We start from the raw sequence: 17,780 nt of genomic DNA, 5'->3' as shown, positions 1-17,780 counted from the left end.
TTTAAGGCTGAGATGTCGCACTAGTGGAATTTTCGGTATTGGTTGTTTTATTTTTTGCTACTTCTTGTTCAAACTGTTGAATGATTTTTTCCGCATTTTGATGCCAAGTCAGTTGTTGGTGATCTATGGTTTTTGCTGCATGACTTTTTAGCGACATGGTGAGTGATGGATCATCAACAAGTCGTCGTAAATGTATTGGCATTTCTTGGATATCATCGTGTTTAAAGAGGAGGGCGTTGTGACCATCAACCAGTAACTCTTTAATATTATTGGCATCAGGCGCCACAATCGCTTTACCTGTTGCTAAATATTCAATCAATTTTAATGGTGAGCACCAAGGTGTTACGGCGGGCTGAATCGCTATATCTATTTGAGCAAGCCAGTGCGGCATATCTTCACGGCTGACTAACCCTGTAAGGTGTATTTGCTCACTCATGTTAAGTTGTTTTGCTTTCTCTTTTAGGCTTTCTAGTACGGGGCCGTCACCAACAATGAGTAGAACCGTCTCTCGGTTATTACTTTGTGCAATCATTTCAAGCACTTTATCTAGTTGATGCCATTCACGGCAAAATCCAACAAAACCTACAACCGTTTTGCCTTTAAATTTAGTTAAGCGAGGGTGAGAGTTTGTTGTGTTAAATAAAGTTTTATCGATACCGTTAGGAACGACTGTGACTTTGTTTCTATTGACACCAGTATCATAGATATAGTCAGCCATGACATGGCTAACAGGCAGTAAGTGGTCGGCATTACGCCATGTGTAGTATTCGGACCATTTAGCCAACATTGGAAAGTGGATACCAGTATAGTCTTTTCTTTCTTTGTATAGTGGTGAGTTAACTTCTAACAGCAGTGGAAGATTAAACAGCTGTTTAGCCCAAATTCCGGAAGGAAGTAAAATATTATAACGTTCATAAATAACATCGGGCTTGTGCTTTCGAATTGCTTGGGCAAGCTTGATAAGATCATAGAAACAGTAGCCAAATTCTAATATTTCAGCAATGGCGCCAGGCAGTGCTCGACGAAGTTTCGATACCCACCCTCCATCATCCCCAAAGTTTGTTGATTGACTCACCGTTGGTGAAACAATGATCACCTCATGTCCCAATGCGCGAAGCGAATCTACAATAGCATCAATATGAACAAATTGGCCATCACGAGATGCAACTCGATGGTGATAAAGGATTTTCATGAGATTTCTTCCTTGTGAGTTGCTGTATGTTTCTGTGCATAGGCTGATGGTGAGAGGATCGTGTTAAAAAGTGTATACAATTGGGTTGAGGTCTCATCCCATGAAAACTGCTCTGCGTATTGACGAGTCTTTGTTCTGTTCGGTGGCGAGCATAATATTTGTTCCATTGCGGCTGATATAGCTTGGCTATGGCGATTAATTAAAATCCCCGCTTCAGGCGATTTAACCACTTCAGGTGTGCCCCATATTTTCGTTGCAATCACAGGTGTACCGCATGCCATCGACTCAAGTAGTACATTCGCCCAGCCTTCTCTGTTTGAGGCGAGTATCGAGGCATCACTTGCGCCAAAGTAGTCAGCTAAAACGGACTGGTCTACCCCCCCAAGAAAGCGGACTTGGTTACTCAGGCCATTAGTTTGCACTTGGCTTTCAAGTGCTTTTTTGTCTGGCCCAGTTCCCGCGATAAGTAGGGTCGCATCAGGGTGGTTTTTCATGGCATCAATGATCAGGTGATGCCCTTTACGTTCGGTTAGCAACCCGACGGAGATAAAAATAGGTTTATCGACAGGAAGCTGCATTTTCTTACGTAAGTCGAACTGGTCATGCTTCGGTGTGAATGGAAATAACGTTAAATCAACGCCGTTTCTTGACGCGGTTACTTTAGCAGGGTCAGCACCGTTTAATATCATCTCTTGTCTGAGAGCTTCACATACCGCTAAGTTGTGGTTACTTTTATGGAATACCTCTTGTATTTTTTTAAGTGGTTTTTGAAACTTAGGGATCAAATTAATATCTGTTCCTCGTGCTGTAACGGTAAAGGGCTTTTTCCATTTATTTGCGATTGCTGCAATGGCAACGCCAACAGGATAAAAGTAATGCCCATCAATTAAATCAAATTTAAAACCATGTTTTACTAATTGGGATAGCTGTCGGTCAATGCAGGCCTGTAAGGTGATCGGTGTTATATTCATGCCCAATTTTGGGATGACGATATAACGGGGGTGATAGATAGAAATGCCATGTCGCTGTTCAAAGTAAGGGACAGAGGCAAATTTTGCATATTGGCCAAAGCGTTTATGTTTAAAGGGAAACCAAGGTACCGGTGCTATCACTGTAACTTTCACATCTGGGTATTTCTCTCGTAAATGACGTAAGCGTGTTTCAACAAAAATCCCGTGTTTTGGGTCGCTGGCATTTGGATATAGCGTTGAGATAGTCAGTAGTTTCATGTTTACTGCCTCATCATAAATTGAGAAAACATCAGAATGCACCACAGAGAAGTACCGTGGTCACGGTAGCCCTGCTGATGGTCATCGATCATTTTTGTTAGATGGTCGACATTGAAAAAACCACTGTCTTTCATATTTTCAGATAAAACATGTTCTCGAAGGTGTGAATTTAGGCTCGTCCGAAACCATTCAGAAATAGGAATTCGGAACCCCATTTTAGGGCGATAGAGAATATTGTCATCGACATAAGGGGACAGAGCTTTTTTAAACGCATATTTGCCGTCTACGCCTTTAATATTGTGCTTACTCTTAATGTTATATGCCCACTCAATAAACTTGTGATCTAATAGCGGCGAACGTACTTCTAGTGAGTTTGCCATACTGGCTCGGTCAACTTTAGTCAGGATATCTCCAGGTAACCATGTCTTAATATCGAGATATTGGATCTGTTTAAGTGGGTCATTTGACGGGAAGTGGCTGGCGTGGCTCTTTAGTATTTCTATGCCCCTGTAGCCATTAAGCTCTGATAGGTAGCGATCACTAAATAGCTGGCGGCGTTCATTCTCTCGAAGTTTTGAGATTGAGTTTGCATAGCCTTCAACAGTATCTAGAGCTAATGATTGAAACGTCGTTTTTGCCCTAAATGGTTTAGGTGCCCAGTCGGCTTTTGGGTATAAATGTCCTAATGCACCAAATAATGGTTTACGTATTGGGTCTGGAATGGCATTCCTCAATTGTTGCTCAGCCAAATGCATCCGATGCCGACGGTAGCCGCCAAAAATTTCATCACCACCATCACCCGATAGTGCGACTTTGACATGCTGACTGGCTAACTGACAAACTTTTAAGGTAGGTAATGCGGAGCTATCAGCATAGGGCTCATCATACACATCGGTTAATTGGTCGATTAGCTGAAAATCGGCGGGATTCACAATGTGGTGGCGGTGGTTGGTTTGATAACGTTGAGCAACTTGTTGGGCATATTCACTTTCATCAAACGCTTTTTCGTCAAAACCAATAGCACAAGTGTTGACGGGAGACTGTTGCAATTGCGCCATAAGGGCAACGATTGCACTGGAGTCGACCCCTCCAGATAAAAAGGCACCCAGCGGTACATCGGAAACTAAACGGATCTTGACGGCTTCAGTGAGCTTAGCAATCAATTCTTCTTGGGTTTGCTCCCAGCTCATTTCTTGAGTAGGGGCTGACAAATCCCAGTATTTTATGGGTGAAATATCACTACCGGGACTGAGTGTCAGGCAATGACCAGGGTTTAGTTTTAGAATTTCTTTATAAGCGCTGTAAGGTTCTGGAATGTAGCCATACATGAAGAAATCTTCAGCCATCTCCGGTCGTAGCGTTTTGTTCACATCTGGATGGCCTAGTAAAACTTTCAGCTCAGAGCCAAATATGAACTGTCCTTGTGCGGTCACCGTGTAGAAAAGAGGCTTTTTACCGAGCCTGTCACGACCTAGAAATAACTTTCTTTTATTGCTATCCCATAATGCAAAAGCAAACATACCTTGGAAGCGGGTAATACAATCTTCTCCCCAAGACTCCCAAGCATGAACAATCACTTCAGTATCACTCAGCGTATTGAATTGATGGCCCAGTGCTATTAACTCATCGGCTAATTCCTGAAAATTATAAATCTCACCGTTAAATACAACAGAGATAGTTTTATCTTCATTGAAGATGGGTTGGTGGCCGCCTGAAAGGTCAATAATCGATAATCGACGATGCGCTAACCCAACAAATTCATCAAAATAATAGCCTTCATCGTCAGGGCCTCGGTGGCTTTGCAGGCGATTAATTTTTTCTAGCATCGCTTTATCTATTGGGTAAGGTTGCCTTAAATTGAAAATTCCTGAAATACCACACATAATTCATCCTCCTTGAATAGCGTTATTCTGGTTTCTGACGAAAAGATGCTTGCCAACGCTGAGCATACTGTATCGCACGTTGCTCACCTTGACTGGCGATAGCGTAAATATCTGCATAACCCTCTTCGCCACGAAGTAACTGACTCGCTTTGGTTAGCTTAATTGAAAGAGGATCGCTAGAGCAGTAATGGCTAACACAGTACCAATACACCACTTTCATTGAACTACCACCTTGGCTTATTAATGAGAGTGTTGTTGCATTGGCATTATTAGAGATGGTGACGCTTTCTTGCTGTTGAATTGACCAAATATCTTTGTCGAATAATGTATTTCTACTGCTTATAAGCTCACCTGTTGGTTGCCAAAGAGCATAGCGAGCGGTGTAAAAATAAGTATCTCCAGTATTATTTACGGCTAGTGTTGCGAGAGAAGCATCTGGGAAGTTAATTCCCCAAATTGAATCATCTATTGCCTTTGCATCAGCCAGTAATGTGGGGGGAGTGGTCACTGTTTTATGATTATGAGTAATGCTCTGCCCCCAAAGCGTAAACGAAAAGAAAATGAGAGTAATAGTAGCTGCTGCTTTTGTGGATGATTGCTTCGTGAGTTGCGTTGTTAATGGGGAATGTTGATGTACTTGTTCGGTTGGATTATCAGCAAACAAACTGGCGGTAAAGAAAATACACAAGATAACAATACTGAAGAAAAACCAACCATACACGAGGTGATCAGCGCCTGTTGCGTATTTCATATCCGACAGGTAGCCAATCAGAATGATGCCGTAAGCCCTGATACCATTTGCGATAATCGGGAATATGAACGAGAAACCCACAAAGGCAATTCGCTTCCAGGTTTTAGTGAACTGTAAATAGGCAAACAGCGTTCCTAAGGCGAGGCTGGAAATAAGAAAGCGGATTCCAGAGCATGCTTCAGCAACGAAGAACTGTCCATTAGGAATGGTGAGATAAAGACCGTCCCGGTAGACTGGAATATTGCTCAATTGCAAAAAAATAATGGAGAGATCAGCGGTTATGATCTGTAGCCTTGGGATCAGTTCTTCACCGAAAGGTATACAAAAAACCAAAAAAGCGATTGGGAACCAGGCGACTTTGGCTTTAGCGTTGCCAAGCATAGCCCAAAGTAAAAGTTGTAAACTGAAAATAGCAGCTGCATGTTCAAAAATGTTTGCCTTTGCGGCTAATCCCAAGAGCCACAAGCTGGCAGGAAAAAGCATAAGAATGATTGGTAGCCAAGCAACACCACTAGGTGCAATCTTGAATTCTTTTTTATGCTGCCACAGCACCCATAAGCTGATTGGGATAATGAGAAAACAGTGCTCGTAGGTTTTTGATGTTCCCCATACATTGACCATATCGACGATGGAGCTATAAAACATCAATAGCCACGCAATGAAAGGGAGTAGGAATAAATAAGGCTTACGGATTGGCATGTACTTCTCCTAAATAATTTAAAAGAGGAGAGAGTTTTGCGTCCCAACTATAGGTATCTTTAATCCAAACCCTAGAATCTATGGCGATAGACGGTTGTTCAGACAATTTCTCAATCGCCCAGTTAATAGATGTGGAAGCATCATCAGAGACATATAGCTGAGAGGTCGGATAATTATCTATCCCTTCAATGCCAAGTGATGACACCAAAATAGGCTTCGCCATGGCCATTGCTTCGAGCACTTTATTTTGTACCCCGCGTGCAATTTGCATTGGAGCAACAGCAGCTTTAGCATGAAATAAGTAAGGACGGACATCTTCAACTCGCCCTGTTACTGTGATCCCATCGATATCGGCTAATGCATTGACCTCTGATGTAGGTGAGCTACCAACGATATAAAATTTTGCATCTGGTATTACTTTCGTGACTTCAGGCCATACATAGTCAGCAAACCACTTTACAGCATCTGCATTTGCCCAGTAGTCCATGGCACCAGTAAAGACTAAGTAATTTTCATTCACCAGATCATAAGGTTCAACTAATTTGTGTTTAGCGTCTGGCGAGAAAAATTGGCTATCAAGGCCATTTTCTAACGGGTGGATTTTTTGCCTTATCGCTGAAGGTACCATAGATTTAAAGGCTTCGGTTTCTGCAGGGGTGACGAAGCAACTAACGGAAAATGTATTGGCAATTCTTTTTTCATACTGGGCAAGGGTTTGATGTTCACGATGGTAAATCGCCTTCATCACTCCCTGACTTTTTTGGGCATATTGCAGCCATTTGTCAGAATCTATATCGACGAAGTGCATGACGGTATGCAGGTCGCTTGAATAGTGCTGTACGTATTGCGCCATACAGGATGAAAAGACAAAGGCTTTTTCTATCTGATGTGTTTCTACGGTGTCGTCCACCCACCGTTGCATGCTTTTTCGTGAATAAAATGGCAAGGTTATAGGGCTTCCATCGAGTAAGGCTGTTAAGCTTTTAAGTTTGCTATAGCCTCTTGATATAGTAATGAATTTACAATCTACGCAGAAAGCACGTACATCATCTTCAAACTGAATATCAAAGTTGTCATCAATGAAGCAGCCTAAATAAATATCGTAGCGTTTGCTCAGAAATTTTAATATGTTGTAACTCGCAATTTTATCGCCTTTATTTGGCGGGAATGGAATCCGATGGCAAAGATATAGCAACGGCTCTTTCATAGCATTACCCCAGATATTTTGAGAGAAGAGGGCCAACTTTTTGGCTAAGGCCAAGCGGCAATTTCTGCCATGCTTTGATGAAGTACTTATATTTAGGGTTATTTGGTGACAAGTTCGGTAATGCTTTGCTTTTGACTAGAGCAACTCGGTAATGCAAAGGTTGCTCTTCCATTCCCCAATGCTTTTTGTATTTATACGAGCCTGAATTATTTTTACTTCGTCCGAAGTCAAAGTGTGTTATGCCTTTTTGATGTGCCAGCTGCATGAGTTGAAAATACATGAAATCATTACTTTTCAGTTCTCTTGCTTCAAATTTCCCGCCGCCATAATAGGGGAGCACTTGCCCCTTATAATAAAAGCTTAATACACCAGAAACAGGCTGATTATTTTTGTCATGAACAAGGAGTGTTTCACACTGTTCACCAAAGGTACCTTTCAATTGGCTAAATAATTTTTTTGAGAATACGGGGGTACCTAGGTTTCGTACACTTTCAGCATAAATATCAAAGCAAGCTTCAGGATCACTGGTGTTATCCCAACTTAATTCATTTTTCTGTGAGTGACGAATAACCGCACGTTGTTTACGTTTTATTGTGGTAAGAATATCGTCGGCTTTTTCAGGAAGCGGACATTGAAAAGAAGTGTGATGGCTATGAGAAAGCCATGGCCCATTACTGTCTATTGGGTTTTTATCACGCAATTCTATATAATCAACATTTAAGTCACAGCCTAATTCATAAGCTGCAGACTCTAGCTTTTCTCGGATAATAGAACTGTTTGCAACAACACCGCCATATACACAAAAAGGTGTTGAAATAAGAGCGTGACCAAAAAGCAAACTCTTTTGCTCGAATAGTGGCAAGATGCCAACGAGCTGCTGATTTTCTTCTGCTAATAAGTAGTGGTGCTTGTGACCAAAAACAGAATGAATAACATCTAGCCAGCCTGATAAATGGAAAAAGCTACCGTCGGGGTGATTATCAACGTAGTTGTCCCATAATGAATGCTCTTTCTCTGTTAACTTCCGTATTGATAGATTTTGCATTGTCTTCGTGCCTACTTAGTTGATAAACATGACTCATTGAATTCCATTTGAAATCTTGCAAGAGCCGTTCCAATCGACTTTCCATTTTGTTTAGATTTAGGTAATGCCTGAATTGTGATTTACGTGTAATTCCTGCCACTCTTGGTTGGTTTGGGTCAATCTCCCAAGGGTGAAAATAAAAACTATATGGTTGACCTGTTTCTTTAATAAAAGATTGAATAAGGTAGCGACTTAATCGATAAGGATAAAACCGGAAATAACCACCACCACCAATTGGAATATTATTACCCCATTTATTCAGGGTTGGGATTGGTATTTCACAGATCCCTTCTGGACGTCTGTGTTTAAATCTTGGCCAATCTGGCACACCATAGAGATCATGTTTTACAGGGTAGGTACTGCTTGTATACAAAAAACCAAGCTCTTTAAGTACATCAAAAGCCCAAGTATTTGAGGTGTCAATTGAAAAGCTAGGCGCGCGGTAACCTACCACGGGCTTACCTGTGAGTGATTCTATTAATGCTTTGCTTTTGGCAACATCGTCGCGAAATACACCAAGAGTTTGTTTATTTGCTTGTTGATGAGCAAAGCCATGGCTTGCCACCTCATGTCCATGCGCTGCTATTTCTTTGATAAGGGCTGGGCATGCTTCAGCTATCCAACCGAGAATAAAGAAAGTCGCTTTGGTTTGGTGGTTATCGAGTAATTCAAGAATCCGCTGTGTACTTTTCTCGATACGAAGAGGGTACTTTTTCCCCCATTCATTAGGCTTTATGACATCAGATAACGCTGCGACATGGAAATAATCCTCAACGTCAATGGTCATAGCGTTAACTATTGTATCCACTTTTAAATTTGGAGCGGGTGTGTTTAAGCTTTCCATGTCTATCGTCCTTTTCCAAATAAGACAATTTCAGATGTCCTTATCAAGATTAGAATATCTAATAGTAGACTACGATGTTTGATATAGTAGAGGTCAAACTTTAGTTTTTCTATGGCATCTTCTATGCCATCACCATAAGGGTATTTTAGCTGCGCCCAACCAGTAAGACCGGGCTTAACATCTAAACGGTGCGCATAATAGGGAATGTCGTTTTCAAACTGTGATGAAAACTGAGGGCGTTCAGGGCGAGGGCCAACAAAACACATATCACCAAGAAAAACATTTAATAATTGAGGAAGCTCGTCTATACGGTATTTACGTAATATATTTCCAACTCGAGTTATTCGACTGTCAGATTTCGACGCCATTTGGACACCATTCTTCTCAGCATCGGTTGTCATACTGCGGAATTTATAGATAGAAAAAACCTTCCCTTTTAAGCCAACACGTTGTTGAGAGTAAAATACTGGTGCTTTTATGCCATCTTCTAGTTTAATCGCTATTATCGCAGCAATTATTAAAGGCCAAGTTACGATAAGAATCATAATTGCAATAAAGCTGTTGAATGACCAATGGAATACCGAAGGGAGCCAGTGTTTCTTTGCATGATTATTGTACATAACAAAGGATGGATAAATATGATTGACCGCGATTTGGCCAGTTTCCCTTTCAATGAAATCAATAATGTCAGTAATTGATATGCCATTAACCTTACAATTGAATAAACTGTTTGTTGGTAAGTTTCCTCGCCTTTCATCTGCAGCAATTACAATTTCGTCAATGTCATTGCTTATAGCAAACTCATCTAGTGATTCTTCCGAGCTAAGTTTTGGGGCAGATAGTGCTTGTTCGCTATTGTCACCTGTTAGTGTGATAAAACCAACAAGGTCGAAATGTACTCTATCTGACTTTCTTCGCATGCTCGTATCAATTAACTTTGCCCGCTCTCCTGCACCAAGAACAACGACTTTACGGCGCCCAATGTGTTCATAGTTGTTTTTTATTGCGATATAGCGAGAGAAAACTAACCCTATCAATACAAAACCATAGAGAATCTCCTTACTAGCTCCAGTAAGCTGTAAGAATGGTATGAAAAATGAGAGTGAGGAAGACAGGATATAAGCAAGAATAACTGCCACGGTAATACGGACAGTAATACCTCGAAAGTTTTCTCTCAGCTTTTCATTGTATAAACCGACAGAAAGTAATGTTATTTGTATCGGTAGACTAAAGAAGAATAAATTAGCTACAAAAGCAATGCTGCCATAAATTGGCATTATATTAGGATATATGCCTTTCAGGTAATGAATTCCAAATGAAAAAATACTGAATAAAAGGATAATATCCGTAATTATCAATGTTGCATTGCTGAGGTTTAAGTCATGAAACTTAGACGTTGCYATAATATTTTATTCCTTATGGTACATAGCTTTCTTACTTGTTTTTAAAGCATTATCTATGCCACATATAAAGCTTGCACTATCAGGGGGTGTTAGGAATTATATGCAGCTTTTTTTTTAAATTGCATATCAAATCGAGATTTCATAAAAATATAGTGGTGTAAATGTTAAGTACCTCACCTGAAATGTTCAATTTTAACTAGAAAAAATCTTCAAAATAAAAAAAACATATATAGTTAAATAAGTACAGCTGATGAATTTTTAGTTCTACGCCTTTGGTGGCGATAAAGGGAATCCTTACTTAGTCAAGGTGGTAATGCAGGGTGGATGCGTTTATGAGTAAACATGGCTTCAATGTTAGGTGTTCATTGTTGGCTTTTGGGCTACTGGTGGGTAGTACTGTTGGCTGTAGCTCTACAGGCTTACCGCTACTGCCACCAGCTACGCCTCAGGCATCACTAACCAAAGATATCAGTGACTATAAATACCTTATTGGCCCTGGTGATAGCCTGTCTATTTTTGTTTGGGGCAATCCTGAAATATCCGGTAATTTTATTGTGCGCCCTGACGGTATGATTTCGACGTCTTTGGTCGACGACTTACCTGCATCTGGCCGAACACCAACAGATTTGGCGCGTAGCTTGGAAGCTCAATTGTCTGAATATGTTCGAGACCCAATTGTGACTGTGATGGTATCTGGTTTTGTTGGGCCGTATAGCGAGCAAGTTCGCGTAATTGGTGAAGCCTCTGATCCTCAAGCAATTAATTATCGAGAAAATATGACGCTGCTTGATGTCATGGTTGCAGTCGGGGGATTAACAGAGTTTGCTGATGGCAACGATGCCCGGTTAATCAGAGTTGTAAATGGTCAACAGAAACAGTTTGCTCTCAACATGAGCGATCTTGTTCGGGATGGCGACATAGAAGCAAATGTCGATATATTACCTGGCGATATTATTATAATTCCTGAAGCATGGTTTTAAGGAACGATCTCTATGAAGGAACAGTTAGATCTCCTATTGCATTACCTTCGGGGAGTATGGATATACCGTCGATGGGCAATCATTACATTATGGATAATCTGCCCAATTGGCTGGGTTGCAGTAACCTTTTTACCGAATCAATATACTTCTGAAGCTCGGGTATATGCTGATACCCGATCGATCCTTCAGCCATTGTTACGTGGTTTAGCGATTGATAACGACCCAACTCAAGAGTTGCGATTGATGGTTAAAACGTTACTGAGCCGACGTAACCTAGAAACCATTGCACGATATACAGATGCTGATGTGACGGTAACAACGAATGATGAATATGATGAGTTATTAGAAGATTTAAAAAAGAACATTAAAATTCGCTCTGCAGGTAAAGAGAACTTATTTACAATTAGCTACTCAGGTAAAGACCCTGAGTACGTACAAGGCGTTGTACAGGCTTCACTTGATGTTTTTGTTGAAAATGCAGTAGGACAAAAGCGGCAAGATACGAGTAAAGCGAACGAGTTTATTGAATCTCAACTTAATGAATATGAAGCTCGGTTACTTGAAGCTGAATCAAAATTAGCCGAATTTAAACGTACCAACGCTGGTTTTATGCCAGGAGCGGAAAAACGTTATTTTCAGAAGTTAGAGGGTTTAAAGGGGGGGCTTGAATCAACCCGTTTAGAACTTAAAGAGTCTCAAACACAGCTAAAAAGTGCCCAAGGCCAGTTAAATAAAGAAATCTCTTTAATATCAAGGCAGTCATCAAGTTATCGAACAGAGTATGACCTTCGTCTTGAATCGTTAGAGTCACGGTTAGATTCTTTATTATTTAGGTTTACTGAAAAACACCCAGATGTCGTGGAAACGCGACGTCAAATTACAGAACTTAAAAAATTGCAGCAATCATCGCTTGACCAATCTTCGCCTTCGGCAGCAGAGAACCCCGTACTTCAAGAAATTAAGCTGTATATTACCCAGTTAGAAAATGCGATTGCTTCTTTAACGGTAAGGGAGGCGAGCCAAGTTGAAAAGTTGGCGGTGCTAGCAGAGGCGATGACGCAAATTCCCAACGTTGAGGCTGAGCTGACGAGTATGATGCGGAATTATGATGTGACGAGATCGCAATATGAGCAGTTACTCGCCCGTCGTGAATCGGCATTGATTTCACAGAGCGTTGGTGCATCGTCTGACGAAATTACTTTTAGGGTTATCGATGCGCCATTACTGCCAAAAGAGCCTTCTGGCCCAATGCGTCCATTGTTCTTGATTGTGGTGTTGTTCTTGGCTACCGGTGCTGGGGTTGCATTGGCGTTTTTGAATAGCCAGATACGACCCGTTGTTATTTCTGCGAACCAACTTTTTACTCAAACTAAACTACCTGTATTTGGTGTGGTATCAGCAACAAGTACATCAGGTATAAAAGCGATTGAAAAACGGAAAGTTTGGCGATTTTCTATTTTAAGTGTGCTGTTACTTGTCTGTTTTACATGTTTTATGGTTATCAATATCGTGCCCTCTATTCAGAATGCTATTACTCAGGAGTTAAGTTGATATGAGTATTATAGAAAAGGCGCTTAAAAAACGAAGCGTTGGTGAACAAAGCGAGGCCACGGAAAATTCGGGTAGTATTGCAAAAGCAATGACACGGAAAGTGACCCCTGAGACTGCAGCTAAGAACCATGTCGCAAGCGATAACGGTAATAAGGTCGCGGTAACCACTTTGCACATTGATACTGAAAGATTAAAAAAAGAGGGGATGGTGGCGTACGATGATGATAATGCTAACGCACAAATTAACAATGAGTATCGTTCGATAAAACATAAAATTCTCTACAATGCTTTTGGCCCAGCGTCGAGTACATTGAAAAAAAGTAATATGGTGATGATAACAAGCGCTCAGCCAGTCGAAGGAAAAACGTTTACTGCAATTAACTTGGCATTTAGTGTTGCCACCGAGAAAGATAAAACAATATTATTGGTCGATGCAGATGTATTGCGACCAAATATTTCACGAACTTTAGGCGTTGAAGAAACCCCAGGCCTTATTGATTACCTTCTTGGTGATGTTTCCAATCTATCTGACGTCATTTATCCAACGAATATACCTAACCTAAGGATCTTACCTGCAGGCTCTGCGCACCATTTAAGTAATGAACTACTAGCCAGTGATCGAATGAAATCACTTACAACTGAATTAGAGAACCGCTATCCAGATCGGCTGGTGTTGTTTGATTGCCCACCAATGCTTGGTGTCGTTGAAACTGTCACGGTTTCGCAATTGATGGGGCAAGCTATTATTGTTGTTTCGCATACATCAACCCAAATGTCAGACGTAGAGCAAACTATTGCTGATTTAAATAGGGATCTAGCCATTGGTTTTGTAATTAATAAAGCGTTGTATGGAACGCATAGTCAATATGGATATGGTTATGACTATGGAACGAAGCCCAAAAAAGTATAAGCACCTATTATGTTCCCTATCGCTTATTACTACAGGTAGCTTTGCTGCGGATGTTACGTTTTCTCCTGTTGTAGGAGGAGGGCTTACTTTCACAGATAATGTGGACTTGGTCGAATCAGGAAGCGGCAGTAGTTTAATCTCGTCCATTGATGTGGGGGTAGCAGCCAGTGTTATTGGTAACGATGGGCAGTTAAACCTTGCTTATACCATGAGCCAATTATTTTACAGCCACGACTCGAGTGAAAATGCAGCTTATCAACAATTAAATTTTTTGACTAGAAAGGGGCTGTATAACACAGGGTTTAGTGTGGATGTATCCGCATCCATTGAAAACATAGCGGAAGCGATTGATGAAAATGCCAGTGTTGATGTGTTTACTGGCAACACAATTGAAAGTAAAAATGCGCAGGTGGGCGTTAGTTATCATTCTAATCCATTAAGTAAGGTTGATTTACGAGCTAGAACGTATGCACAAATTACCAATAATGAAGATGATATTGGTAATTATGATGGCTATGGTGCCGAAATTACCTATGCAAATGGACGAAGCGTTAAAGATTTTTTCTGGTTAATTGAAGCCTCTTATGATTATAAGAATGGTAAAAATGGTGATGAAGACACGTCTTTTACTTTATTGCGTGAAGAGTTTGGTTTGCAAACCATTCATGGCTGGTCGCCACTTATACGCTTAAATTATGAAAATTATGAAGGTCGAGCAAAGTCAGACAGTGCCGATTCCTTTAGCTGGGGGCCGGGACTTCGATATTATTGGACGAAGCAGTCGTATATCGAGGTAAGTTATAATTTTTCTGACGATGATAATAATTCAGATTTTTGGGCTGGCGCAATCAATGTAGAGCCTAATACACGCACTAAGTTATTCTTTTCTTATGATAAGCGCTTCTTTGGTGATGCATATCAATTTGAGTTATCACATCGCTCTCGCAAACTGACAAACTCCATCTCATATTTTGAAGAAGCGGTGAGCTTTGACCGCGATTTCTTTACCTCAGGTTCTAATATCTCTGAAGTATCTCTAAGCCGGCGTTTAGAGTGGTCCTCGGTAGTAAAAGCTAGGCGTACAAGCTATGAGTTGTCTATTTTCCATGATGAACAGCAAGTGCTTAATGCTAATGCGGATGTGCAAGATGAAGAGGGCAATGGGATTGGATTAGATATATCTCACCGCTTATCACGTCGCTTAAGCATGCGCTTAGGTGCTGAATATAAGTATTATGATTTCGAACGACTTTCAGAGGCTGACCAGCGTGATCATTATCAAGACTATTCATTAGGTGCAAGCTATCAGTTGAATGATGATATATCAACGTCATTTAACTTGTCTCATATGAATAAATCGTCTTCTAAGTTAAATGAAAGCTATGATGAAAATAGAGTGTTTATTAATGTAAGGATGCAATTATAACCCATGTATGAATCACACTTCGGACTTACTGATAAACCTTTTAAATTAAGCCCTGAGCCTCGATTTTTCTTCTCGAGCCCCCATCATGAAAAAGCGTTGTCTTATCTACAGTATGGCCTGTCTCAAGGTGAAGGATTTATTGTTGTTACTGGCCCTGTAGGAACAGGTAAAACAACGTTGGCGAGGAGCTTATTAGCATCTTTAGATGAATCCTTTGTGGCTATCCAAATCGCCACCACGAGGCTTAACCCTGAAGAGTTGGTTCGTTTGGTGGCTGCAAAATTTGGTATCCCAGTGGATGGGGGAGATAAAGCTGCGATATTGCAACGAATGGAGCAGTATTTATTAACGCTGTCTCAGCAAGGAAAGCGCGCGCTACTGATTGTTGATGAAGCGCAAAATTTGCCAGTTGAAACAGTCGAAGAGCTGAGAATGTTATCAAACTTTCAGTTAGACGATACGCCCTTGATACAGAGTTTTTTTCTGGGGCAAGAAGAGTTGAAAGGCATCATTGCAATACCGGAGATGGAGCAATTTCGTCAACGCATTATTGCATCTTGTCATTTACAGGCTTTTGATAGTAAACAAACCAAAGACTATATATTACATCGTCTGGCGCAAGTAAATTGGCAGGGTAGCCCTGAATTTGAGCATGATGTTTTTGAGTTAGTCACTAAAAAGTCGTCGGGCATTCCCCGTAAGATTAATATTCTAATGGATAGGGTTTTATTGTTCGCATTTCTAGAAGATTTGTCGGTTATAACGCCATCAGATGTGGATAAAGTGCTAGAAGAAATGGGCGCAGAATTTTCTGGGTCCTTAGCAAAGCAACCATTAATGCAAGGTTTTCAACATGGTTCGCCCATGAGTACGGCTGAGCGTGATGTGCTTACTCAGTTATCAGATCATGATATCGAAAAAATGCATAAGACCCTGCATTCAGTAACTGAAGTGCTTGATACTGTTATTGAGCGAAAAGTTGCAACCATTCGCTATTTAGATAAGTTGTTAGCGAAAAAGAAGCGCCAAGTTAATATTAAACCAAGCGATGAAGGAGGTTCCCAAGATAATATATTAGATGAAGAATTGGGGTCTTTAGGGAGTAAGTTTTGGGTGAAAAAGCTGATGAAGTTGAGTACCACAGAATAAAGTCATAGTATCGATTACCCTGTTAATAGCGACTAAAAAGGAGAAGTACTATGGCATCTCCTTTTAGAGCGTATTTTCGTCAACGTTACTCGATTTATTAGCGCATTAGCATTACTTTACATCGATGGCCAAAGTGTATTTTTCTAGTAAGTTATAGAGTGTTGGTCGGGTTATTCCCAGTAAATTTGCGGTTTTTGATATATTATTATTGCAGAGTGATAATGCTTGAGTGATCGCTTGTTTTTCTGCTTTTTCACGAATGTGGCGAAGATTAATTGCCATTTTTTTATCATCATCAGGGGTATCTTGTAGTACTAAGGCAAGATCAAACTCAGTAATGACTTTACCTTCAGCCATAATCGTTGCCGATTTTATTTTGTTCTGTAATTCACGAATATTACCAGGCCAGTGATGTTGAGCCATCGCTGTGATTGCCTCTTCGGTAAACCCTGTGATTTGGCGTTGCGTTTGTTGGTTAGCAATATGTAGGAAGTACCTTGCTAATAGCACGACATCTTGCCCACGTTCACGGAGTGGTGGATTAACGATGGTAATTTCGCTAATTCGATAATACAGATCTTCTCGGAACGTTTTTTCTGCCATCATTGCTTCAAGGTTCTGGTGGGTAGCGCATATAATTTTTATATCTACTGCTATTTCTTGTCTGCCTCCGACACGTTCAATCACTTTTTCTTGAAGAAAACGTAAAATTTTAGCTTGTAAAGGGTAGGGCATATCACCAATTTCATCGAGGAAAAGTGTTCCTCCATGAGCATGTTCAATTTTACCTATCGTGGTTTTATGTGCACCAGTAAAGGCTCCTTTTTCAAAGCCAAACAATTCACTTTCAAGCAATTGTTCAGGAATAGAAGCACAATTTATGGCTACAAAGGGTTTATCTCTTCTTTCACTCTTATTATGGATAGCGCGAGCAAGCACCTCTTTACCGGTTCCACTTTCACCTAATATGAGGGTGGAAATTTCGCTGGTTGCGATTCTATCAACCATTCGGCATACATGTTGTATTTGAGGACTATTGCCAATAAACCCGTTGTCTTCTAATGATGCCTGTTTAAGTCGAAGGTTTTCTGATTCTAAATTGGCAATGATATATGCACGCTCGATAATGATTGACAAGATATCATTATCAATTGGTTTCTGATAAAAATCATGAGCGCCAAGTTCAATGGCTTTTAACGCATTTTCTTTATCGTCATTACCCGTTATGACAATGACTTTACAATAGGGATTGAGTTCGAGAATATCTTGTAATGTTTGTAATCCCTCTGATGCATTAGCTTCATCAGGCGGGAGCCCTAAATCCAGTGTCACGACTTTAGGTTCGAAACGACGTATCGCAGTAATTGCTTCTTGACGATGACCTGCTAACACCACATTGTAATCAGAAAGGCACCATTTTAATTGTTTTTGAATGCCGGGATCATCTTCAATGATGAGCAACGTTTCCATAG

Annotated in this window: 14 protein-coding genes; 5 read left to right on the top strand and 9 right to left on the bottom strand. The window is 40.6% G+C overall.

The genetic code is table 11. The features are described 5' to 3' along the window. Nucleotide 1: 1 nt before the first annotated feature. From L4D09_RS11795 to L4D09_RS11760, 8 genes are read right to left on the bottom strand one after another with little or no spacing between them, the layout of a single operon-like run. Entirely contained in the window at nucleotides 2–1,192 is a 1,191-nt protein-coding gene (locus tag L4D09_RS11795; protein ID WP_428457702.1) for a glycosyltransferase family 4 protein, read from the bottom strand. Then, nucleotides 1,189–2,421 carry a glycosyltransferase gene (locus tag L4D09_RS11790; RefSeq protein WP_428457701.1) on the bottom strand — a complete coding sequence of 411 codons (1,233 nt, stop codon included), beginning with the start codon at nucleotides 2,419–2,421 and terminating at the stop codon, nucleotides 1,189–1,191. The genes L4D09_RS11795 and L4D09_RS11790 overlap by 4 nt, the downstream gene beginning before the upstream one ends. A gap of 2 nt (nucleotides 2,422–2,423) precedes the next feature. Beyond that, nucleotides 2,424–4,304 (bottom strand): XrtA/PEP-CTERM system amidotransferase, encoded by a 1,881-nt coding sequence (locus L4D09_RS11785; protein ID WP_428457700.1) that lies wholly within the window; start codon nucleotides 4,302–4,304, stop codon nucleotides 2,424–2,426. Between the two features lie 22 nt (nucleotides 4,305–4,326). Next, nucleotides 4,327–5,754: an exosortase A gene (gene xrtA / locus L4D09_RS11780; protein ID WP_428457699.1), complete on the bottom strand. Its 1,428-nt coding sequence runs from the start codon at nucleotides 5,752–5,754 to the stop codon at nucleotides 4,327–4,329. Further along, the gene (locus tag L4D09_RS11775; RefSeq protein WP_428457698.1) at nucleotides 5,741–6,961 is read right to left on the bottom strand and encodes a TIGR03087 family PEP-CTERM/XrtA system glycosyltransferase; all 1,221 of its coding nucleotides are present in this window, start codon (nucleotides 6,959–6,961) and stop codon (nucleotides 5,741–5,743) included. The genes xrtA and L4D09_RS11775 overlap by 14 nt, the downstream gene beginning before the upstream one ends. A 4-nt stretch (nucleotides 6,962–6,965) precedes the next feature. Continuing rightward, on the bottom strand, nucleotides 6,966–8,006 hold the full coding sequence (locus L4D09_RS11770; RefSeq protein WP_428457697.1) for a FemAB family XrtA/PEP-CTERM system-associated protein: 1,041 nt from the start codon (nucleotides 8,004–8,006) through the stop codon (nucleotides 6,966–6,968). Next, entirely contained in the window at nucleotides 7,942–8,889 is a 948-nt protein-coding gene (locus tag L4D09_RS11765; RefSeq protein WP_428457696.1) for an XrtA system polysaccharide deacetylase, read from the bottom strand. Before L4D09_RS11765 ends, L4D09_RS11770 begins: the two co-directional genes overlap by 65 nt. A 2-nt stretch (nucleotides 8,890–8,891) precedes the next feature. Further along, entirely contained in the window at nucleotides 8,892–10,247 is a 1,356-nt protein-coding gene (locus L4D09_RS11760; RefSeq protein ID WP_428457695.1) for a TIGR03013 family XrtA/PEP-CTERM system glycosyltransferase, read from the bottom strand. 377 nt (nucleotides 10,248–10,624) lie between these two features. Here L4D09_RS11760 and L4D09_RS11755 point away from each other — a divergent pair, with 377 nt between their 5' ends. From L4D09_RS11755 to L4D09_RS11735, 5 genes are read left to right on the top strand one after another with little or no spacing between them, the layout of a single operon-like run. Continuing rightward, on the top strand, nucleotides 10,625–11,272 hold the full coding sequence (locus tag L4D09_RS11755; RefSeq protein WP_428457694.1) for an XrtA/PEP-CTERM system exopolysaccharide export protein: 648 nt from the start codon (nucleotides 10,625–10,627) through the stop codon (nucleotides 11,270–11,272). A gap of 12 nt (nucleotides 11,273–11,284) precedes the next feature. After that, entirely contained in the window at nucleotides 11,285–12,823 is a 1,539-nt protein-coding gene (locus L4D09_RS11750) for an XrtA system polysaccharide chain length determinant (protein WP_428457693.1), read from the top strand. 1 nt (nucleotide 12,824) lies between these two features. Then, a complete protein-coding gene (locus L4D09_RS11745) occupies nucleotides 12,825–13,733 on the top strand; it encodes an XrtA-associated tyrosine autokinase (protein WP_428457692.1) in 909 nt (302 codons plus the stop codon). Further along, nucleotides 13,690–15,159 carry a TIGR03016 family PEP-CTERM system-associated outer membrane protein gene (locus L4D09_RS11740; RefSeq protein WP_428457691.1) on the top strand — a complete coding sequence of 490 codons (1,470 nt, stop codon included), beginning with the start codon at nucleotides 13,690–13,692 and terminating at the stop codon, nucleotides 15,157–15,159. Before L4D09_RS11745 ends, L4D09_RS11740 begins: the two co-directional genes overlap by 44 nt. 3 nt (nucleotides 15,160–15,162) lie before the next feature. Then, nucleotides 15,163–16,308, top strand: coding sequence for an XrtA/PEP-CTERM system-associated ATPase (locus L4D09_RS11735; RefSeq protein ID WP_428457690.1), 1,146 nt, complete (start codon nucleotides 15,163–15,165; stop codon nucleotides 16,306–16,308). A gap of 111 nt (nucleotides 16,309–16,419) precedes the next feature. Here the strand turns inward: L4D09_RS11735 and prsR are convergent, their stop codons facing one another. Then, a complete protein-coding gene (gene prsR / locus L4D09_RS11730; RefSeq protein ID WP_428457689.1) occupies nucleotides 16,420–17,778 on the bottom strand; it encodes a PEP-CTERM-box response regulator transcription factor in 1,359 nt (452 codons plus the stop codon). Between the last annotated feature and the right edge of the window lie 2 nt (nucleotides 17,779–17,780).

The organism is Photobacterium makurazakiensis (assembly GCF_050336715.1).
GTDB lineage: Bacteria > Pseudomonadota > Gammaproteobacteria > Enterobacterales > Vibrionaceae > Photobacterium > Photobacterium makurazakiensis.
The sequence above is the reverse complement of the archived record's forward strand: the minus strand, read 5'-3'. Positions and strand labels throughout refer to the sequence as shown.